We start from the raw sequence: 16575 nt of genomic DNA, 5'->3' as shown, positions 1-16575 counted from the left end.
TCAGTGGCGATCGAGGATTGCGTTCCACTCGTCCAGATGCGCCTTCTGCTGCGCGAACAGCGGTGCGGTGTCACCCTTGATAGTGATCGAGGTGATCATGTCGCCACCCTTGATCTTGTCTACGATCGCCTGGTCGGCCGGGCCGACCACGCTGCCGAACACGCTGTGCTTGCCGTCCAGCCACGAGGTCGGCACGTGGGTAATGAAGAACTGGCTGCCGTTGGTGCCACGGCCCATGCGCTGGCCGGCATTCGCCATCGACAGGATGCCGGGGCGGTCATGCTTGAGGCCCGGAACGATTTCGTCGTCGAACTGGTAGCCCGGGCCACCGGTACCGCTGCCCTGCGGGCAACCGCCCTGGACCATGAAGTCCGGGATCACGCGGTGGAAGGTCTTTCCGTTGTAGAAACCGCGCCGGGCGAGATTGGCGAAGCTCGCGACGGTCATCGGGACCTGATCGGCAAACAGGCGAATGTGGATGGTGCCGTGCGCGGTCGCGATCTCGGCGGTCAATTCGGGCAGGGTCGACATGGGATTCCTCGGGCCAAAACGGGCAGCGTACCCGATCCATCGACCTGAATCGCCGGTTCAGGCGCCCACAAGACGGCCGCAACAAGTCCGGGCTATAATCGGCGGCTAGCTCGCGGCCCTTGCCGTCCCCTTCCATGCACGGCCGGAAACACCGGCTGCAGGTCAGTCCGATGTCCATCGAAAATCTCCGCAATATCGCGATCGTCGCCCACGTCGACCACGGCAAGACGACTCTCGTCGATTGCCTGCTCAAGCAGTCCGGCACGTTCAGCGAGCGCACCGTGCTGGCCGAGCGCGTGATGGACTCGAACGACCAGGAAAAAGAACGCGGCATCACGATCCTGTCGAAGAACACCGCGATCACCTGGAACGGCAACCGCATCAACATCGTCGACACGCCTGGACACGCCGACTTCGGCGGCGAGGTCGAGCGCGTTCTTTCGATGGTCGACACCGTGCTGATCCTCGTCGACGCGATGGACGGCCCGATGCCGCAGACGCGCTTCGTGACCCAGAAGGCGTTCCAGATGGGCTTCAAGCCGATCGTGGTGGTGAACAAGGTCGACCGGCCCGGTGCCCGCCCCGGCTGGGTGCTCGACCAGACCTTCGACCTGTTCGACCGTCTGGGCGCGAGCGACGAGCAGCTTGATTTTCCGGTCGTGTACGCCTCGGCGCTGCACGGCTACGCCGGCCTCGACCCGGACGTGCGCTCGGGCGACATGACGCCGCTGTACGAGGCGATCATGAAGCACGTGTCGCCGCCGCAGGTCGACCTCGATGGCCCGTTCCAGATGCGCATCAGCCAGCTGGATTACAGCAACTACGTGGGCCTGATCGGCATCGGCCGCATCCAGCGCGGCAAGGTACGCACCAACATGCCGGTCGCGGTGCTTGACCGTGAAGGCAAGAAGCGCAATGCGAAGGTGTTGCAGGTCCTTGGCTTCATGGGCCTCGAGCGGCGTGAAGTCGCGGAGGCGGAAGCCGGCGACATCATCGCGATCAACGGCATCGAGGGCCTCGGCATCTCCGACACGATTTGCGCGCCGGACGCACCCGAGCAGCTGCCGGTGCTTCACGTCGACGAACCGACCATCTCGATGACCTTCCAGGTCAACAACTCGCCGTTCGCCGGCGTCAAGGAACACAGCGGCGGCAAGTTCCTGACCAGCCGCCAGATCCGCGAGCGCCTGATGCGCGAAACGCTGCACAACGTCGCGATGAAGGTCGAGGAAACCGAGGACCCGGACAAGTTCAAGGTGTCCGGTCGCGGCGAGCTGCACCTGTCGGTGCTGATCGAGACCATGCGCCGCGAAGGCTACGAACTGGCCGTGTCGCGCGCCGAAGTCATCATCAAGGAAATCGACGGCGTGTTGAGCGAGCCGTTCGAGCAGCTCGTGTGCGACATGGAAGAGGCGTACCAGGGCGGCGTGATGGAGCGCCTCGGATCGCGCCGCGGTCAGCTCACGAACATGGAACCGGACGGCAAGGGACGCGTGCGCCTCGACTACATGATTCCGGCGCGCGGCCTGATCGGCTTCCAGACCGAGTTCCGCACGATCACTGCCGGTACCGGCCTGCTGTTCCACGTGTTCGATCACTACGGACCGAAGTCCGAAGGCGCGATCGCCAAGCGCCAGAACGGCGTGATGATCTCGAATGGCCAAGGCCCCTCGCCGGCCTATTCATTGGTGAGCCTGCAGGAACGCGGTCGCTTGCTGATCAGCGAGGGCGACAACATCTATGAAGGCCAGCTGGTGGGCATCCACTCCAAGGACAACGATCTCACCGTCAACGCGCTGCGCGCGAAGCAGATGACCAACATCCGCGCGGCCGGCAAGGACGAGACCGTGCAGCTGACGCCGCCGATCAAGATGTCGCTGGAACAGGCGCTCGAGTTCATCGAGGAAGACGAGCTGGTCGAAGTGACGCCGAAGGCGATCCGCCTGCGCAAGAAACACCTGACCGAGAACGACCGCAAGCGCGCGTCGCGTCAGGCGGCGTGACCCGCGGCCGCGCGCTTCCGCGCGCAGGCCGCCGCACGTCATGAGCCGGAAAGTGCGCCGCGCTTGCGCACAATCAGCATGGCCAGCTCCAGCGACTGCTCGTAGTTCAGGCGCGGATCGACCTGCGACTTGTACGCGCGCGCGAGGTCGAGTTCGGTCAGGTCGCGCGCGCCACCCATGCATTCGGTCACGTTCTCGCCCGTGAGTTCCAGGTGCACGCCTCCGAGGCGCGTGCCGGCCGCGGCATGCACGTCGAACGCGCGTTCCAGCTCGCTGCGGATATTGGCGAAGCGACGCGTCTTGACGCCGTTGCCGAGCGTCTCGATGTTGCCGTGCATGGGGTCGCACACCCACAGCGGTTCGCGCTGCACAGCCTTCATCGCACCGAGCAACGGTGGCAGGGCGCTTTCGACCTTCGCCGCACCCATGCGGTGGATCAGGGTCAGGCGTCCCGGTTCACGCTCCGGATCGAGCACGTCCACGAGCCGCTGCAATTGTTCCGGCGTGGTGGACGGCCCGATCTTCACCGCGATCGGGTTGCGGATGCCGCGGAAATATTCGACGTGCGCGCCATCGAGTGCGGCCGTGCGCATGCCGATCCACGGAAAATGCGTGGACAGATTGAACCATCCCGGCTGGCGCGGCACCGTTCGCGTGAGCGCTTCTTCGTAGTGCAGCACCAGTGCTTCGTGCGAGGTGTGGAAATCGACCCGCTGGAAGCTGCCGAGCGGCTCGCCCGCAAGCGTCTCCATGAAACGCAGCGAATTGCCGATCGACTCGACCATCGCGCGGTACTCGTCCTGCAGCGGCGAATGCCTGACCCAGCCGAGGTCCCAGTATTCGGGATGGTGCAGATCGGCGAATCCACCGTCGATCAGCGCGCGCACGAAATTCATCGTCATCGCAGAACGGGCATGCCCGCGGATCAGGCGCTGCGGATCCGCACGGCGCGCTTCGGCGTTGAATGCGGCGGCGTTGACGAGGTCGCCGCGATAGCACGGGAGCGTCACGCCGTCGCGTGTTTCGGTGTCCGCCGAACGCGGCTTGGCGTACTGCCCGGCGAAGCGGCCGACGCGCACGACCGGCAACTTGAGTCCGTGCACGAGCACCAGACTCATCTGCAGCATGACCTTCAACCGGTTCGAGATCAGCGGTGAGGTGCAGTCATCGAAACTCTCGGCGCAATCGCCGCCCTGCAGCAGGAAACGCCGCCCTTCGGCGGCTTCCGCCAGCAGATGCTTCAGCGACAGGATCTCCCACGAGGTGACGAGCGGCGGCAGCTCCGACAGCTGTGCGAGCGCCTGCGCGAGCTCGGCGGCGTCGGCATAGCTCGGCTGCTGCGCCTGCGGAAACGCCTGCCATGACGCCGGCGACCATTCGGCTGCGGCGGGGATGGCGGCATTCTGGGCGGACGAGGCCATGGCAAAAACCGTTTGCTGCGTTGCGGAAAACGATCATGCCACAGCCGGGCTGCATGTCATACGGCGCCCCGGTTATAAGCCGCGATGGTCACGCGCGCCGACGGAAACCCGCCCACAGCGCGCCCGCCCCGAGCAGGACGAAGCAGATCAAGGTCCAGCCCGGCATCGAAAGTCCGAGGAAGCTCCAGTTGATGTCGGCGCAATCGGCGTGACCGGTGAACGCGTTCTGGACCGTTTTCGCCCAGGCGTAACGGAACGAGTAGTTCTCGATCATGTAGTTCCACCCTGGCGTGCAACCAGCGGTCGGATCTGGACCGAGTTGCTGCACGCGCAGGTGGTAGGCCGCAATGCCCGCGCCGACCGCGGCGGCGGCGGCGACCAGTGACGCGTAGACGCGTCGGCCACCACTACGCGGTCCATGCATCGCCGCGATGAAGAAGAACAGCGCCATCACGATGAACGCAAGGCGCTGGAAGATGCACAGCGGGCATGGCTCGACGCCCATCTGGAACTGCTCGAAGAAGGCGTAGGCGAGCAAGGCGACACAGGCTGCACCGCCGGCAAGGTACTGCGCGCGGAACGGCCAGCAGAACGGGTTCGGATTCATGCGTACTCCGTGGCATTTCGATGGACGGCGACCGGTGGCGTCATAGGAACAGACGATGCGTCGCGGTCGCATGGCAGATCCAGACAGCAAGCAGCGCCCAAAGTGCCAGCGTCGCATACTCGATCCTCGCGCGCATCGGTTCGCGCAGGGCGAGCCAGAGCGCGAGCGGCACCAATGCGTAGCGCAATTCGACCAGCCAGGACGCGCCAAGAAACAGCGCTGCGACCGGCCACAACAGCCAGCCGACCGGTGGCCGCAGGCGCATTTGCGCCAGACCGCAGCAAGACACCGCGAAGATGCCAGCAGCCAGCGCCCGCGGTGCGCCACGAGGCTCCAGCACGGCGACGAGTCCATTGTGGAGGTAGTACGACGGGAACGCGGTGTTGTAGAGATTGTCGGCGCGCAAGCCGAACCAGAACGCGCACGCCAGCGCGACCGGCACCAGCGCGAGCCACGGTGCCCGGCGCGCGCGCGCAATGAACGCGGCGAAGCCGGCCAACGCGTGCAATGGCAGGAGCAGTCCTGCCACCAGTGCCGCGACGAAAAGATTGCCTGCGTGCAGACTCAAGTCCGGATGCAACCCGGACTGCTCGTGCGAGAGCGAGATCGAACCGTTCCAGATCCAGAACGCCACGAAGCAGGCGGCGGGAAGCAGGTAGCGCATCACGATACGCACAGCCGATCCGGGCTGCACTTGCGACGACGACCACACGGCCAGCGGCGCGACTAGGCCAATCCAGACGATTTCGTGCTGTCGCACGCCAACGAGCAGCGTCAGCAGCATGGCCGACAGCCAGGAACGGCGCGCGACTGCCGCCCAGCTTGCCCACAGCAGCAACGCGAGCGCCGCCACGTCGGTGTAGACGAGGAAATACAGCGGTGCCAGGATCGGCAGCAACGCGAACTGGGCGGTACCCAGCGTTTGCGTACCGGGCCACAGTTGTCGCCGCAACGCGTGGAAGCCCGCGATCGCGAGCAGGCCCCAGGCCGCGCCGATGAGGCGCGCCGCATCGAGCGATGCGCTGCCGGACAGGCGCAGCAGCAGCGCCGAGACCACGTGGTAGCCGGGAATCGTCGTCAGCGACGGCCAAGGTTGCCAGCGATCGCGAAGGAACAACGCGATCTGCCCGAAATGATCCGCTTCATCGGTGAATGGAGTCTTCGTACGCAGCGACAGGATGCCGAGCACGTACAGGATGCCGAGAGGGATGCCGAGCAACACCGCCAAGCGCGAGTCGGCGCCTCCCGAAAACGAAAAACCCCGGACACGCCGGGGTTGTTCGGGATTGCCTGGCAGGCGCGCGATCAATCCGCGGCCTGGTCGCCGGCGTCGCTACGCGGGCGGTCGACCAGCTCGACGTACGCCATCGGTGCATTGTCGCCGGCGCGGAAACCGCACTTGAGCAGGCGCAGATAGCCACCCTTGCGCTCGCGGTAACGCGGTCCGAGCTCGACGAACAGCTTGCCGACCGCCTGTTTGTCGCGCAGGCGCGCAAATGCAAGGCGGCGATTCGCGACGCCATCGACCTTGGCCAGCGTGATCAGCGGCTCGGCAACGCGGCGCAGTTCCTTCGCCTTGGGCAGGGTGGTGCGGATGAGCTCGTGCTTGAACAGCGAGGCAGCCATGTTCTTGAACATCGCTTCGCGATGGCTGCTCGTGCGGTTGAACTTGCGACCGGACTTCTGGTGACGCATGGTGAATACCTCGGTATCTGATTGTTATGAGAAGCCGATCGAAGGATCGGCATCCCGCGGTTGCCCGCTTATATGCCCTCATGCCACCGGGCTTGTTGTCCTTGCAGCGCGACCATGACTGGTCGCTCTCGATCTCCGGCAAGGGCGCTTGCGCACAAACCTGCCGGCAATCGTCATGCCCCGCGATCAAGGTGATCGCGGGAGCAAGCCATCAACCCAACTGCATGCCGTGCACGAGGCCCGGCGGCGGCCAGCTTTCGAGCTTCATGCCGAGCTGCAGGCCACGCTGGTACAGCACGTCCTTGATCTCGGTCAGCGACTTCTTGCCGAGGTTCGGCGTCTTCAGCAGCTCGACTTCGGTCTTCTGCACGAGGTCGCCGATGTAGTAGATGCTCTCGGCCTTGAGGCAATTCGCCGAACGCACGGTCAGCTCGAGGTCGTCGATGGGGCGCAGCAGCACCGGGTCGACGCCGCTCTTGTCGCTCTTCGCATCGGTCGCCTCGCGACGCGCGAAGTCGCCGAACACGCTGATCTGGTCCTGCAGGATCTCGGCTGCCTTGCGCACGGCTTCCTCGGCATCGATCGCGCCGTTCGTCTCCACGTCGAGAACGAGCTTGTCGAGATCGGTGCGCTGTTCAAGGCGGGCGCTTTCGACGTTGTAGGCAACGCGACGCACCGGGCAGAACGAGGCATCCAGCTGCAGGCGACCGATCGGACGCGCTTCCTCGTCCGGCAGACGGCGCGCAGTGGCCGGCTGATAGCCGACGCCGCGCACGATCTTCAGGCGCATGTTGAGCGCGATGTCCTTGGTCAGGTGGCAGATTACATGGTCCGGGTTGACGATCTCGACCGAGTGGTCGACCTTGATGTCACCCGCGACGACGATACCCTTGCCCTTCTTGCTGAGCGTGAGGGTCGTCTCGTCCTGGCCGTGCATGCGGATCGCCACGTCCTTGAGGTTCAGCAGGACTTCGATCACGTCCTCCTGCAGACCCTCGAGCGTGGTGTACTCGTGCAGCACGCCGTCGATCTCGACTTCCGTGATCGCGCTGCCGGGGATGGACGACAACAGCACGCGACGCAGCGCGTTGCCGAGAGTGTGGCCGAAGCCACGCTCCAGCGGTTCGACGACGACCTTGGCGCGGTCGGTACCGATGCGTTCGACTTGAATGCCGCGCGGACGCAGCACGTTGGTGGACGATCCCGCCATAAGAACTTGACTCCAGGAATCCCTGCGGACTCCAAGTGATGGTTTGCCGCGGAAGACCGGGTTGGCCCCGGCCTTCTTACTTCGAGTAGAGCTCGATGATCAGGCTTTCGTTGATGTCCGACGGCAGATCGGAACGCTCCGGCAGCGCCTTGAACAGGCCGCTCGCCTTCTTCGCATCGACCTCGACCCACGACGGGGCCAGATCCATTTCCTGCGACACCGTCAGCGACTCCTGCACGCGCAGCTGGCTCTTGGCGCGCTCGCTCAGCGCAACCTCGTCACCCGGGCGCACCTGGTAGGACGGCAGGTTCACCTTCTTGCCATTGACGCGGACGGACGCATGCGAAACCAGCTGGCGCGCAGCGGCACGCGTGACCGCGAAACCCATGCGGTACACGACGTTGTCCAGACGCGACTCGAGCATGCGCAGCAGGTTCTCGCCGGTATTTCCCTTCTGGCCCGAGGCCTTCTGGTAGTACGTGTGGAACTGGCGTTCAAGCAAGCCGTAAATGCGCTTGACCTTCTGCTTCTCGCGCAACTGCACGCCATAGTCGGAAAGACGACCACGCTTCGCACCGCCGGCGCCGTGCTGGCCGGGCTTCTGCTCGAGCTTGCACTTCGAGTCGAGCGCACGCGCCGGGCTCTTGAGGCTGAGGTCGGCGCCTTCGCGACGCGCGAGCTTGCAGGTAGGTCCAATATAACGAGCCATGTGTGAGTCTCTATTTGAAAAGTCCGGCCGCGGACGGCCGGTTTTTGATCGTAGCGATCAGGAACGATCGCACTAGACGCGCCGCTTCTTCGGCGGACGACACCCGTTGTGCGGGATCGGCGTCACGTCAATGATGTTGGTGACCTTGAAGCCCGCATTGTTCAGCGAGCGAACGGCGGACTCGCGGCCCGGGCCCGGGCCCTTGATGCGAACTTCCACGGTCTTCACGCCGTAGTCCGCGGCAACGCGCGCGGCCTTGTCGGCGGCAACCTGCGCCGCGAACGGCGTCGACTTGCGCGAGCCACGGAACCCGGCACCGCCGGACGTCGCCCAGGAAAGCGCGTTGCCCTGACGGTCGGTGATCGTGACGATCGTGTTGTTGAACGAAGCCTGCACGTGGGCGACGGCATCCGTCACGACACGCTTGGTCTTCTTCTTCGGTTTGACTGCAACCGGCTTGTTCATGGGTCCGGGGTGTCCTCAGTAATGCTTACGGCCATCCTGACCGGGCAGCCCGGCCATCCTGGCCGGGCTATTCAACGAAATGCTCTACGGTCGTCCTGACCGGCAAGATCGGCAATCCTGGCCGGACTCTTCAGCCTACTTCTTGATGGCGCGACGCGGGCCCTTGCGGGTGCGTGCGTTGGTGCGCGTACGCTGGCCGCGCAGCGGCAGACCGCGGCGATGGCGCAGGCCGCGATACGTGCCGAGGTCGATCAGACGCTTGATCGACATGCCGACCTCGCGACGCAGGTCGCCTTCGACCGTGAACTTCGCGATCGCATGGCGCAGCTTGTCGACCTCGGCCTCGGTCAGGTCCTTGATCTTGGCGGTCGGGTTGACACCCGCTTCCACGCAGACCTTTTTCGAACGCGAACGTCCGACGCCGAAAATGCTCTGCAGGCCGATCACGACATGCTTCTGAACCGGCAGATTGACACCCGCAATGCGTGCCATGCTTGATGATCTCCAAAAAACTACTTAAGTGCGCAGAGAACTTGACATTATATCCGGATTGCCCCGGCCGGGGAACCCCTCGCCCGGGAAGACCCGAATTGTGACCTTGGACGCTCAGCGGCCGCGCAGATTCGCCTTCTTGAGCAGACTTTCGTACTGGTGCGAAACGAGGTGGGCCTGGATCTGGGCGGTGAAGTCCATGACCACGACCACCACGATCAACAGCGAGGTACCACCGAAATAGAACGGTACGTGCCATGCGTTGCGGAGCAGGTCCGGCACCAGGCAAACCGCGACGAGGTACAGCGCGCCGGCGCCGGTCAGGCGGGTCAACACGCCATCGATGTAGTCGGCGGTCGCCTTGCCCGGACGCATGCCGGGAATCAACGCACCCGAGCGCTTGAGGTTGTCCGCGGTTTCCTGCGAGTTGAACGTCAACGCCGTGTAGAAGTACGCGAACACGATGATCATGAGCGCGTACAGCAGCATGTGCAGCGGCTCGCCCGGGCCAAGCGACGAGGTCAACACCTGCAGCCAGTGGATATCGTTGGAATTGTTGAACCAGGTCGCCGCCGTCGCCGGGAACATCAGCAGCGAAGACGCGAAGATCGGCGGAATCACGCCCGCCATGTTGATCTTCAGCGGCAGGTGCGAACTCTGGTTCATGTACGCCTTGCCGGCACCGCCCTGGCGGCGCGCGTAGTTCACGGTGATGCGACGCTGGCCGCGCTCCATGAACACCACGAACGCGGTCACCGCGAGCACCAGCGCGAACACGATCAGTACGCGCAGGATCGGCATTTCACCGGTCTGTGCCATGCCGAGCGTGTGCACGACCGCGGCGGGCAGACCCGCCACGATACCGGCGAAGATCAGCAGCGAAATGCCGTTGCCGACGCCACGCTCGGTGATCTGCTCGCCAAGCCACATCAGGAACATGGTGCCGGCGGTCAGCCCGACAATCGTCGTGAGGACGAAGCTCGGACCCGGCGCATACACGATGCCGGGCTGCACCTGCAGCATGGTCGCGACGCCGAACGACTGGAACAGTGCCAGCGCAACCGTGCCGATGCGGGTATAGGTGGTCAGCTTGCGCCGCCCCGACTCGCCTTCCTTGCGCAGCTGCTGCCAGCTCGGGATCACCGACGCGAACATCTGCACGATGATCGACGCCGAAATGTACGGGATCACGCCGAGCGCGAACACCGACATGCGGCTCAACGCACCGCCCGAGAACATGTTGAACATGTCGAGCAGGCCGCCTGCGTTCTTCAGCAGGTCTTCCATCGCCCCCGAATTCACGCCCGGCAACGGGATGAATGAGCCAAGCCGGTACACGATGAGCGCGCCGACCACGAACAGCAGGCGCTGCTTGAGTTCGGTCAACTTGCCGAGCGAGGCGAGCGGATTGGACTGCGAAGACGCCACGCGCTTACTCCACGCTGCCGCCGGCAGCCTCGATCGCGGCCTTGGCGCCGGCGGTGACCGCCACGCCCTTGAGCTTCAGCGCGCGCTTGATCTCGCCCTTCTTGACGATCTTCACGCGCTCGGCGCGCGTCTCGACCAGCCCCGCCGCCTTCAGCGTGTCGAAATCGACGACGTCGCCCTTCAGCGAGTCGAGCTGGTACAGCAGCACTTCGGCGACTTGATGCGCCTTCTTGGAACGGAAGCCGACCTTCGGCAGGCGACGCTGCAGCGGCATCTGGCCGCCTTCGAAACCGGCCTTAACCTTGCCCTTGCCGGAGCGCGCGAACTGACCCTTGTGACCGCGACCCGCGGTCTTGCCAAGGCCCGAACCGATGCCGCGACCGACGCGGACGCGATCCTTGCGGGCACCTTCGGCGGGCTTGAGTGTGTTGAGACGCATGTCAATCGACTCCAGAAAGATTGCTAGTTCGGGGCAGTGAACAACCGTTCAATGCCCCGGGGCGCGTTACGCGCCTTCCTCGATGCGGACCAGATAGTTGACCTGGTTGATCAGGCCGCGCACCGACGGAGAATCCACCAGTTCGCGCACATCGTTGAGCTTGCGCAGGCCGAGCGCGCGCACGCTGGTGCGGTGGCGGCCCTGACAGCCGTTGATGCTCTTGAACAGGCGGACGCGGATCGTCTTGCCTGCATTCGTCGTCGTCTTAGCCATTGCCGAGCACCTCTTCCACCGTCTTGCCGCGCTTGGAGGCGATGCGGTCGGGCGAAACCATCGCCTGCAGACCGTTGATCGTCGCGCGCACTAGGTTGATCGGGTTGCGCGAACCAACCGCCTTGGCAAGGACGTTCTTGACGCCGACGACTTCCAGCACGGCGCGCATCGCGCCGCCGGCGATCACGCCGGTGCCTTCCGAAGCCGGCTGCATGAACACCTTCGCGGCGCCATGATTCGCCTTCACCGCATGGAACAGCGTGCCGTTGTTGAGCTGGATCTTCACCATGCCCTTGCGCGCGCGTTCCATCGCCTTCGAGATCGCGACCGGCACTTCGCGCGCCTTGCCGTATCCGAAGCCGACGCGGCCATCGCCGTCGCCAACGACGGTCAGGGCCGTGAAGCTCATCTGGCGACCACCCTTGACGGTCTTCGCCACGCGGTTGACCGCGATCAGCTTCTCGAGGAAGCCATCGCTGTTTTCACGTTCGTTGTTGTTCGCCATGTTTCACCTTGTGTGCCGCTCCCTGGGGATGCGGACTTCTGCTTGCGGCGGGGCCGCTTAGAATTGTGGTTGGTGCCGGAAACCCGGGACGAGGTAACTCGTCGCCGCGATATTCTTCAGAACTTCAGGCCCGCCTCACGCGCGGCTTCCGCCAGCGCCTGGATGCGACCGTGGTAGCGGAAGCCTGAACGATCGAACGCGACCTTCTCGACGCCCGCCTTCAGCGCGGCTTCGGCGACGGCCTTGCCGACCGCTGCGGCCGCTGCCTTGTTCTTCGTTCCCTTCAGGCCCTCGGCGAGGCTTTTCTGCGTCGTCGACGCGGCAGCGATGACCTTGTCGCCCTCGGCCGTCTGCACCTGCGCGTAGATGTGCTGCCCGCTGCGATGCACGGACAGGCGCGGCACGCCCAACGTGCGAATGTGCGAGCGCGTGGTCTTGGCGCGGCGAAGTCTTGCGATGTTCTTTTCCATTGTCTTTGTCCCGGAAGCGGATCGGCAGCTCTGGTGAGAAGTCCGGCCATGGCTGGCCGGGCTTTTGCGGGGAACCCGCACTACGCCTTCTTGGCTTCCTTGAGGTTGATCTTTTCACCTGAGTAGCGCACGCCCTTGCCCTTGTAGGGTTCCGGCGGACGGAATGCGCGGATCTTCGCCGCGACTTCACCGACACGCTGCTTGTCGGCTCCGGCGATCAGGATTTCGGTCTGCACCGGAACCGTGATCGTGATGCCTTCCGGCGCATGGAACACGACCGGATGCGAGAAGCCGAGGGTGAGATTGAGGTCCTTGCCCTGCAGCGCGGCACGGTAGCCGACGCCGACCAGTTCCAGCTTGCGCTGATAGCCGTCGCTGACGCCGGTGACCATGTTGTTGATCAGTGCGCGGGCGGTACCGGCCATCTTCATGCTGTCCGCGGTCTTCGCGCTCAGCTTGATCTGGCCGCCTTCGATCGCGACATCGACGCCCGCCGGAGCGGCCATCGCGAGGGTGCCCTTCGGGCCCTTCACGGTGATCGCATCGGCCTTGACCTGGCACTCGACGCCCTTCGGAAGGTTGATGGGTTTCTTGGCAACGCGTGACATGATCTCTACTCCAAGAAACTTAGGCGACCAGGCCGATGACTTCGCCGCCGAGACCCTGCTTGCGGGCCTGCGCGTCGGTCATGATCCCGGACGAGGTGGAAACGATCGAAATGCCGAGGCCGTTGAGGATCTTCGGCAGCGCGTCCTTGCCGCGATACACACGCAGGCCCGAGCGGCTGACGCGCTCGATGCGCGCGATGACCGGCTTGCCTTCGTAGTACTTCAGCGCGATCTCGAGCTTCGGCTTGCCTTCGACGGTGCTCGTCTGCACTTCGGCAACGTAGCCCTCGTCCTTCAGCAAGTTCGCGATCGCGTGCTTGACACGGGAAGCCGGCATGGCCACCGAGCGCTTGCCCGTGGCTTGCGCATTGCGAATGCGCGTAAACATGTCGGCGATGGGATCAGTCATGCTCATGTTTCAATTCCTGATTGGCATCGATATCCGGAAATCCGGGACTGGTGATTCGTGAGTCGTGATTCAAAGGCCTTTGCCAATCCCGAATCCCCCGTCACGAATCACGACTTTTGTTACCAGCTCGCCTTGCGCAGACCCGGCACGTCGCCGCGCATGGTCGCTTCGCGCAGCTTGTGGCGGGCGAGGCCGAACTTGCTGTACACGCCGCGAGAACGACCCGTCAGCGCGCAACGGTTGCGCTGGCGCGATGGGCTGGAATCGCGCGGCAGCTTCTGCAGCTTGACCGCGGCAGCGAGCTTTTCGTCGTACGACGCCGTGGTACTGGAGACGATCTTCTTCAACTCCGCGCGCTTGGCACCGTGCTGCTTCACCAGCTTGGTGCGCTTGAGATCGCGGTTGATCATTGAGGTCTTGGCCATTTCTTGAATCTCGCGCTGTCAGTTGCGGAACGGGAAGCTGAAGGCTTCAAGCAGCGCCTTGGCTTCTTCGTCGGTACGTGCAGTCGTCGTGATCGCGATGTCCATGCCGCGCAGCGCGTCGATCTGGTCGAAGTCGATCTCGGGGAAGATGATCTGCTCCTTCAGGCCCATGTTGAAGTTGCCGCGGCCGTCGAACGAACGTCCTGAAATGCCGCGGAAGTCGCGCACGCGCGGCAGCGAGATGTTGATCAGGCGATCGAGGAACTCGTACATCTGGTGGCGGCGCAAGGTCACCTTGCAGCCGATCGGCCAGTTCTCGCGGATCTTGAACGTCGCATGTGCCTTGCGCGACAACGTCACGATCGGCTTCTGGCCGCAGATCTTCGCCATGTCGGCCACGGCGTTCTCGAGGATCTTCTTGTTGCCGACCGCCTCGCCCACGCCCATGTTGAGCGTGATCTTGGACAGGCGCGGCACCTGCATCGGATTGGCATAGCTGAAGCGCTCGACCAGCTTCGGCGTGACCGTTTCTTTGTAGAACTTTTCAAGACGGGTCGTCATCGCGGCAGCCTCAAGCGTCAACCACTTCGCCGGAGGAGCGATACACGCGGACCTTGCGCCCATTCTCGAGCGTCTTGAAGCCCACGCGCTCACCCTTGCCGGTGGCGGTGTTGAACAGCATTACGTTGGAAATATGGATCGCAGCTTCACGCTCGACGATTCCGCCGGGCTGGTTCGCCTGCGGATTCGGCTTGGTGTGGCGCTTGATCAGGTTGATGTTCTGCACGAACACGGATTCGCCCGCGACGCGCGTCACTTCACCCTTCTGACCCTTGTTCTTGCCGGCGATCACCAGAACCTGGTCGCCCTTGCGGATACGGTTCATGACATCAACCTCGTTACAAAACTTCCGGCGCGAGCGAAACGATCTTCATGAAGCGCTCGCCACGCAGCTCGCGCGTGACCGGCCCGAAAATGCGGGTGCCGATCGGCTCGAGCTTGTTGTTGAGAAGCACGGCCGCATTGCCGTCGAAGCGGATCAGCGAGCCATCCGCACGGCGCACGCCCTTGCGGGTGCGCACGACGACGGCGTCGTAGACTTCGCCCTTCTTCACCTTGCCGCGCGGAATCGCTTCCCGCACGGATACCTTGATCACGTCGCCGATCTGGGCATAACGGCGCTTGGAACCACCCAGCACCTTGATGCACATCAGTTCGCGCGCGCCGCTGTTGTCCGCTGCGGCCAGCGTGGTCTGCATCTGGATCATGTTGCTTTACTCCTCCAGTCCCACGCTTAGGCTTCAGCGCGCGTGACGACTTTCACTACGCGCCAGTTCTTGGTCTTCGACAGCGGACGACATTCCGCGATGCGGACGACGTCGCCTTCCTTGCACTCGCCGGCCTCGTCGTGCGCATGGACCTTGGTCGAACGGCGCACGATCTTGCCGTACAGCGGATGCTGCACTTGGCGCTCAAGCAGGACGGTCACGGTCTTGGTCATCTTGTTGCTGACCACGCGCCCTTCCAGCGTGCGCTGCGTCTTTTCATTCTCGCTCATGTCACTGCCCCTGCTTCTTCGCGCCGAGCAGGTGCTTGACCTGCGCAATCTCGCGACGGACGCGGCCGAACTGATGGGTCTGCGTGAGCTGGCCGGAGCCCTTCTGCATGCGCAGGTTGAATTGTTCGCGGCGCAGGTCGACGAGATGCTCGCCGAGCTGCTCAGCATTCTTCTGGCGGAGTTCTTTCAGTTCCATCACAGCACCGTACGGGCGACGAATTGGGTCTGCACCGAAAGTTTGGCGGCGGCAAGGCGAAACGCCTCGCGAGCTTCGACTTCGGCAATTCCCTCGATTTCATACAACATGCGGCCCGGCTGTACCGGAGCCACCCAATACTCGACGTTGCCCTTGCCGTTGCCCATGCGGACTTCGATCGGCTTCTTCGAGATCGGCTTGTCCGGGAACACGCGGATCCACAGCTTGCCGCCGCGCTTCACATAACGCGTGATGCAGCGACGCGCGGCTTCGATCTGGCGCGCGGTCAGGTGGCCGTGCGTGGTCGCCTTCAGGCCGTATTCGCCGAAGCTGACCTTGTTCGAGACATACGCGAGGCCTCGGTTGCGGGCCTTCTGGACCTTGCGGTACTTGGTGCGCTTGGGTTGCAGCATGACTTACGCTCCCGCCTTCGGCGCGCGACGCTGTGGGCGCTCTTCAGCGGCCTCCGCCTTGGCTTCCTGCTGTGAAGCGTGCAGGTCGAAAATCTCGCCCTTGAAGACCCACACCTTCACGCCAATGATTCCATACGTGGTCTTCGCCTCGGCGAAGCCGTAGTCGATGTCCGCACGAAGCGTATGCAGCGGCACGCGACCTTCGCGGTACCACTCCGAACGCGCGATCTCGGCACCATTGAGGCGACCGCCGACGTTGACCTTGATGCCGAGCGCACCGAGGCGCATCGCGTTCTGCACCGAGCGCTTCATTGCGCGGCGGAACATGATGCGGCGCTCAAGCTGCTGCGCGATCGATTCGGCGACCAACTGCGCATCGAGCTCGGGCTTGCGCACCTCGATCACGTTGATGTGCGCCGGAACGCCCATCACGGTCGAGACTTCCTTGCGCAGCTTCTCGATATCCTCGCCCTTCTTGCCGATGACGACACCCGGACGCGCCGTGTGGATCGTCACGCGGGCCGTCTTGGCCGGCCGCTCGATCTGGATCTTCGAAATGCCCGCCTGGGCGAGCTTCTTCTTCAGCAGCTCGCGCACCTTGAGATCGGCGCCCAGGTACTCGGCGTACTCGCGCTTGTTCGCGAACCACTTCGAATTCCAGTCCTTGGCGATGCCGAGGCGGATACCGGTGGGATGAACTTTGTGACCCATCGTAGTC

The 16575-nt window shown here is 63.9% G+C and carries 25 protein-coding genes; 1 reads left to right on the top strand and 24 read right to left on the bottom strand.

Going from position 1 to position 16575, the window contains the following annotated elements; genetic code table 11:
- Positions 1-531, bottom strand: coding sequence for a peptidylprolyl isomerase (locus ACILRJ_RS08740; protein ID WP_395682447.1), 531 nt, complete (start codon positions 529-531; stop codon positions 1-3).
- A 170-nt stretch (positions 532-701) separates the two neighbouring features.
- Here ACILRJ_RS08740 and typA point away from each other — a divergent pair, with 170 nt between their 5' ends.
- Positions 702-2534: a translational GTPase TypA gene (gene typA / locus ACILRJ_RS08735; RefSeq protein WP_395682445.1), complete on the top strand. Its 1833-nt coding sequence runs from the start codon at positions 702-704 to the stop codon at positions 2532-2534.
- A gap of 38 nt (positions 2535-2572) precedes the next feature.
- Here typA and ACILRJ_RS08730 read toward each other — a convergent pair whose 3' ends face one another.
- From ACILRJ_RS08730 to rpsC, 23 genes are all read right to left on the bottom strand, one after another.
- Positions 2573-3955 carry a class II 3-deoxy-7-phosphoheptulonate synthase gene (locus ACILRJ_RS08730; protein WP_395682443.1) on the bottom strand — a complete coding sequence of 461 codons (1383 nt, stop codon included), beginning with the start codon at positions 3953-3955 and terminating at the stop codon, positions 2573-2575.
- An 88-nt stretch (positions 3956-4043) separates the two neighbouring features.
- Positions 4044-4562 carry a disulfide bond formation protein B gene (locus tag ACILRJ_RS08725; protein WP_395682441.1) on the bottom strand — a complete coding sequence of 173 codons (519 nt, stop codon included), beginning with the start codon at positions 4560-4562 and terminating at the stop codon, positions 4044-4046.
- A 40-nt stretch (positions 4563-4602) separates the two neighbouring features.
- Complete coding sequence (locus ACILRJ_RS08720) at positions 4603-5784, bottom strand: hypothetical protein (protein ID WP_395683070.1); 1182 nt, start codon at positions 5782-5784, stop codon at positions 4603-4605.
- Positions 5785-5867: 83 nt separating this feature from the next.
- Positions 5868-6257, bottom strand: a complete 390-nt coding sequence (gene rplQ, locus ACILRJ_RS08715; protein ID WP_395682439.1) for a 50S ribosomal protein L17 — start codon at positions 6255-6257, stop codon at positions 5868-5870.
- Positions 6258-6468: 211 nt separating this feature from the next.
- Positions 6469-7467 carry a DNA-directed RNA polymerase subunit alpha gene (locus tag ACILRJ_RS08710; protein WP_395682437.1) on the bottom strand — a complete coding sequence of 333 codons (999 nt, stop codon included), beginning with the start codon at positions 7465-7467 and terminating at the stop codon, positions 6469-6471.
- Between the two features lie 76 nt (positions 7468-7543).
- Positions 7544-8176: a 30S ribosomal protein S4 gene (rpsD, locus tag ACILRJ_RS08705; RefSeq protein ID WP_395682435.1), complete on the bottom strand. Its 633-nt coding sequence runs from the start codon at positions 8174-8176 to the stop codon at positions 7544-7546.
- A gap of 72 nt (positions 8177-8248) precedes the next feature.
- Positions 8249-8641, bottom strand: a complete 393-nt coding sequence (rpsK, locus tag ACILRJ_RS08700) for a 30S ribosomal protein S11 (protein WP_395682433.1) — start codon at positions 8639-8641, stop codon at positions 8249-8251.
- 135 nt (positions 8642-8776) lie between these two features.
- Positions 8777-9133 carry a 30S ribosomal protein S13 gene (gene rpsM / locus ACILRJ_RS08695; RefSeq protein WP_395682431.1) on the bottom strand — a complete coding sequence of 119 codons (357 nt, stop codon included), beginning with the start codon at positions 9131-9133 and terminating at the stop codon, positions 8777-8779.
- A 114-nt stretch (positions 9134-9247) separates the two neighbouring features.
- Positions 9248-10561 carry a preprotein translocase subunit SecY gene (gene secY / locus ACILRJ_RS08690; protein WP_395682429.1) on the bottom strand — a complete coding sequence of 438 codons (1314 nt, stop codon included), beginning with the start codon at positions 10559-10561 and terminating at the stop codon, positions 9248-9250.
- A 4-nt stretch (positions 10562-10565) separates the two neighbouring features.
- Positions 10566-11006 carry a 50S ribosomal protein L15 gene (rplO, locus tag ACILRJ_RS08685; RefSeq protein ID WP_395683068.1) on the bottom strand — a complete coding sequence of 147 codons (441 nt, stop codon included), beginning with the start codon at positions 11004-11006 and terminating at the stop codon, positions 10566-10568.
- Positions 11007-11066: 60 nt separating this feature from the next.
- Positions 11067-11273 carry a 50S ribosomal protein L30 gene (gene rpmD, locus ACILRJ_RS08680; RefSeq protein WP_395682427.1) on the bottom strand — a complete coding sequence of 69 codons (207 nt, stop codon included), beginning with the start codon at positions 11271-11273 and terminating at the stop codon, positions 11067-11069.
- Positions 11266-11778 (bottom strand): 30S ribosomal protein S5, encoded by a 513-nt coding sequence (gene rpsE / locus ACILRJ_RS08675; protein ID WP_395682424.1) that lies wholly within the window; start codon positions 11776-11778, stop codon positions 11266-11268. Before rpsE ends, rpmD begins: the two co-directional genes overlap by 8 nt.
- Positions 11779-11894: 116 nt before the next feature.
- Entirely contained in the window at positions 11895-12248 is a 354-nt protein-coding gene (rplR, locus tag ACILRJ_RS08670; RefSeq protein WP_395682422.1) for a 50S ribosomal protein L18, read from the bottom strand.
- An 80-nt stretch (positions 12249-12328) separates the two neighbouring features.
- Positions 12329-12856 (bottom strand): 50S ribosomal protein L6, encoded by a 528-nt coding sequence (gene rplF / locus ACILRJ_RS08665; RefSeq protein WP_395682420.1) that lies wholly within the window; start codon positions 12854-12856, stop codon positions 12329-12331.
- 19 nt (positions 12857-12875) lie between these two features.
- Positions 12876-13271 (bottom strand): 30S ribosomal protein S8, encoded by a 396-nt coding sequence (rpsH, locus tag ACILRJ_RS08660; protein ID WP_395682418.1) that lies wholly within the window; start codon positions 13269-13271, stop codon positions 12876-12878.
- Between the two features lie 113 nt (positions 13272-13384).
- On the bottom strand, positions 13385-13690 hold the full coding sequence (gene rpsN, locus ACILRJ_RS08655) for a 30S ribosomal protein S14 (RefSeq protein WP_395682416.1): 306 nt from the start codon (positions 13688-13690) through the stop codon (positions 13385-13387).
- An 18-nt stretch (positions 13691-13708) separates the two neighbouring features.
- Positions 13709-14251, bottom strand: coding sequence for a 50S ribosomal protein L5 (rplE, locus tag ACILRJ_RS08650; RefSeq protein WP_395682414.1), 543 nt, complete (start codon positions 14249-14251; stop codon positions 13709-13711).
- Between the two features lie 10 nt (positions 14252-14261).
- A complete protein-coding gene (rplX, locus tag ACILRJ_RS08645; RefSeq protein ID WP_395682412.1) occupies positions 14262-14576 on the bottom strand; it encodes a 50S ribosomal protein L24 in 315 nt (104 codons plus the stop codon).
- 13 nt (positions 14577-14589) lie between these two features.
- A complete protein-coding gene (gene rplN / locus ACILRJ_RS08640) occupies positions 14590-14958 on the bottom strand; it encodes a 50S ribosomal protein L14 (RefSeq protein ID WP_131994950.1) in 369 nt (122 codons plus the stop codon).
- 26 nt (positions 14959-14984) lie between these two features.
- Positions 14985-15248, bottom strand: a complete 264-nt coding sequence (rpsQ, locus tag ACILRJ_RS08635; RefSeq protein ID WP_395682409.1) for a 30S ribosomal protein S17 — start codon at positions 15246-15248, stop codon at positions 14985-14987.
- 1 nt (position 15249) lies between these two features.
- A complete protein-coding gene (gene rpmC / locus ACILRJ_RS08630; RefSeq protein WP_395682407.1) occupies positions 15250-15444 on the bottom strand; it encodes a 50S ribosomal protein L29 in 195 nt (64 codons plus the stop codon).
- Positions 15444-15857, bottom strand: a complete 414-nt coding sequence (rplP, locus tag ACILRJ_RS08625; protein WP_395682405.1) for a 50S ribosomal protein L16 — start codon at positions 15855-15857, stop codon at positions 15444-15446. The genes rpmC and rplP overlap by 1 nt, the downstream gene beginning before the upstream one ends.
- A gap of 3 nt (positions 15858-15860) precedes the next feature.
- Entirely contained in the window at positions 15861-16568 is a 708-nt protein-coding gene (rpsC, locus tag ACILRJ_RS08620; protein ID WP_395682403.1) for a 30S ribosomal protein S3, read from the bottom strand.
- Between the last annotated feature and the right edge of the window lie 7 nt (positions 16569-16575).

The organism is Dokdonella sp. (assembly GCF_044227025.1).
Classification (GTDB): domain Bacteria; phylum Pseudomonadota; class Gammaproteobacteria; order Xanthomonadales; family Rhodanobacteraceae; genus Dokdonella_A.
The sequence above is the reverse complement of the archived record's forward strand: the minus strand, read 5'-3'. Positions and strand labels throughout refer to the sequence as shown.

Coding starts and splice junctions, on each gene's coding strand:
- ACILRJ_RS08740 (WP_395682447.1), bottom strand. CDS start 531: ATGTCGACCCTGCCCGAATTGACCGCCGAGATCGCGACCGCGCACGGC.
- typA (WP_395682445.1), top strand. CDS start 702: ATGTCCATCGAAAATCTCCGCAATATCGCGATCGTCGCCCACGTCGAC.
- ACILRJ_RS08730 (WP_395682443.1), bottom strand. CDS start 3,955: ATGGCCTCGTCCGCCCAGAATGCCGCCATCCCCGCCGCAGCCGAATGG.
- ACILRJ_RS08725 (WP_395682441.1), bottom strand. CDS start 4,562: ATGAATCCGAACCCGTTCTGCTGGCCGTTCCGCGCGCAGTACCTTGCC.
- rplQ (WP_395682439.1), bottom strand. CDS start 6,257: ATGCGTCACCAGAAGTCCGGTCGCAAGTTCAACCGCACGAGCAGCCAT.
- ACILRJ_RS08710 (WP_395682437.1), bottom strand. CDS start 7,467: ATGGCGGGATCGTCCACCAACGTGCTGCGTCCGCGCGGCATTCAAGTC.
- rpsD (WP_395682435.1), bottom strand. CDS start 8,176: ATGGCTCGTTATATTGGACCTACCTGCAAGCTCGCGCGTCGCGAAGGC.
- rpsK (WP_395682433.1), bottom strand. CDS start 8,641: ATGAACAAGCCGGTTGCAGTCAAACCGAAGAAGAAGACCAAGCGTGTC.
- rpsM (WP_395682431.1), bottom strand. CDS start 9,133: ATGGCACGCATTGCGGGTGTCAATCTGCCGGTTCAGAAGCATGTCGTG.
- rpmD (WP_395682427.1), bottom strand. CDS start 11,273: ATGGCTAAGACGACGACGAATGCAGGCAAGACGATCCGCGTCCGCCTG.
- rpsE (WP_395682424.1), bottom strand. CDS start 11,778: ATGGCGAACAACAACGAACGTGAAAACAGCGATGGCTTCCTCGAGAAG.
- rplR (WP_395682422.1), bottom strand. CDS start 12,248: ATGGAAAAGAACATCGCAAGACTTCGCCGCGCCAAGACCACGCGCTCG.
- rplF (WP_395682420.1), bottom strand. CDS start 12,856: ATGTCACGCGTTGCCAAGAAACCCATCAACCTTCCGAAGGGCGTCGAG.
- rpsH (WP_395682418.1), bottom strand. CDS start 13,271: ATGAGCATGACTGATCCCATCGCCGACATGTTTACGCGCATTCGCAAT.
- rpsN (WP_395682416.1), bottom strand. CDS start 13,690: ATGGCCAAGACCTCAATGATCAACCGCGATCTCAAGCGCACCAAGCTG.
- rplE (WP_395682414.1), bottom strand. CDS start 14,251: ATGACGACCCGTCTTGAAAAGTTCTACAAAGAAACGGTCACGCCGAAG.
- rplX (WP_395682412.1), bottom strand. CDS start 14,576: ATGAACCGTATCCGCAAGGGCGACCAGGTTCTGGTGATCGCCGGCAAG.
- rplN (WP_131994950.1), bottom strand. CDS start 14,958: ATGATCCAGATGCAGACCACGCTGGCCGCAGCGGACAACAGCGGCGCG.
- rpsQ (WP_395682409.1), bottom strand. CDS start 15,248: ATGAGCGAGAATGAAAAGACGCAGCGCACGCTGGAAGGGCGCGTGGTC.
- rpmC (WP_395682407.1), bottom strand. CDS start 15,444: ATGGAACTGAAAGAACTCCGCCAGAAGAATGCTGAGCAGCTCGGCGAG.
- rplP (WP_395682405.1), bottom strand. CDS start 15,857: ATGCTGCAACCCAAGCGCACCAAGTACCGCAAGGTCCAGAAGGCCCGC.
- rpsC (WP_395682403.1), bottom strand. CDS start 16,568: ATGGGTCACAAAGTTCATCCCACCGGTATCCGCCTCGGCATCGCCAAG.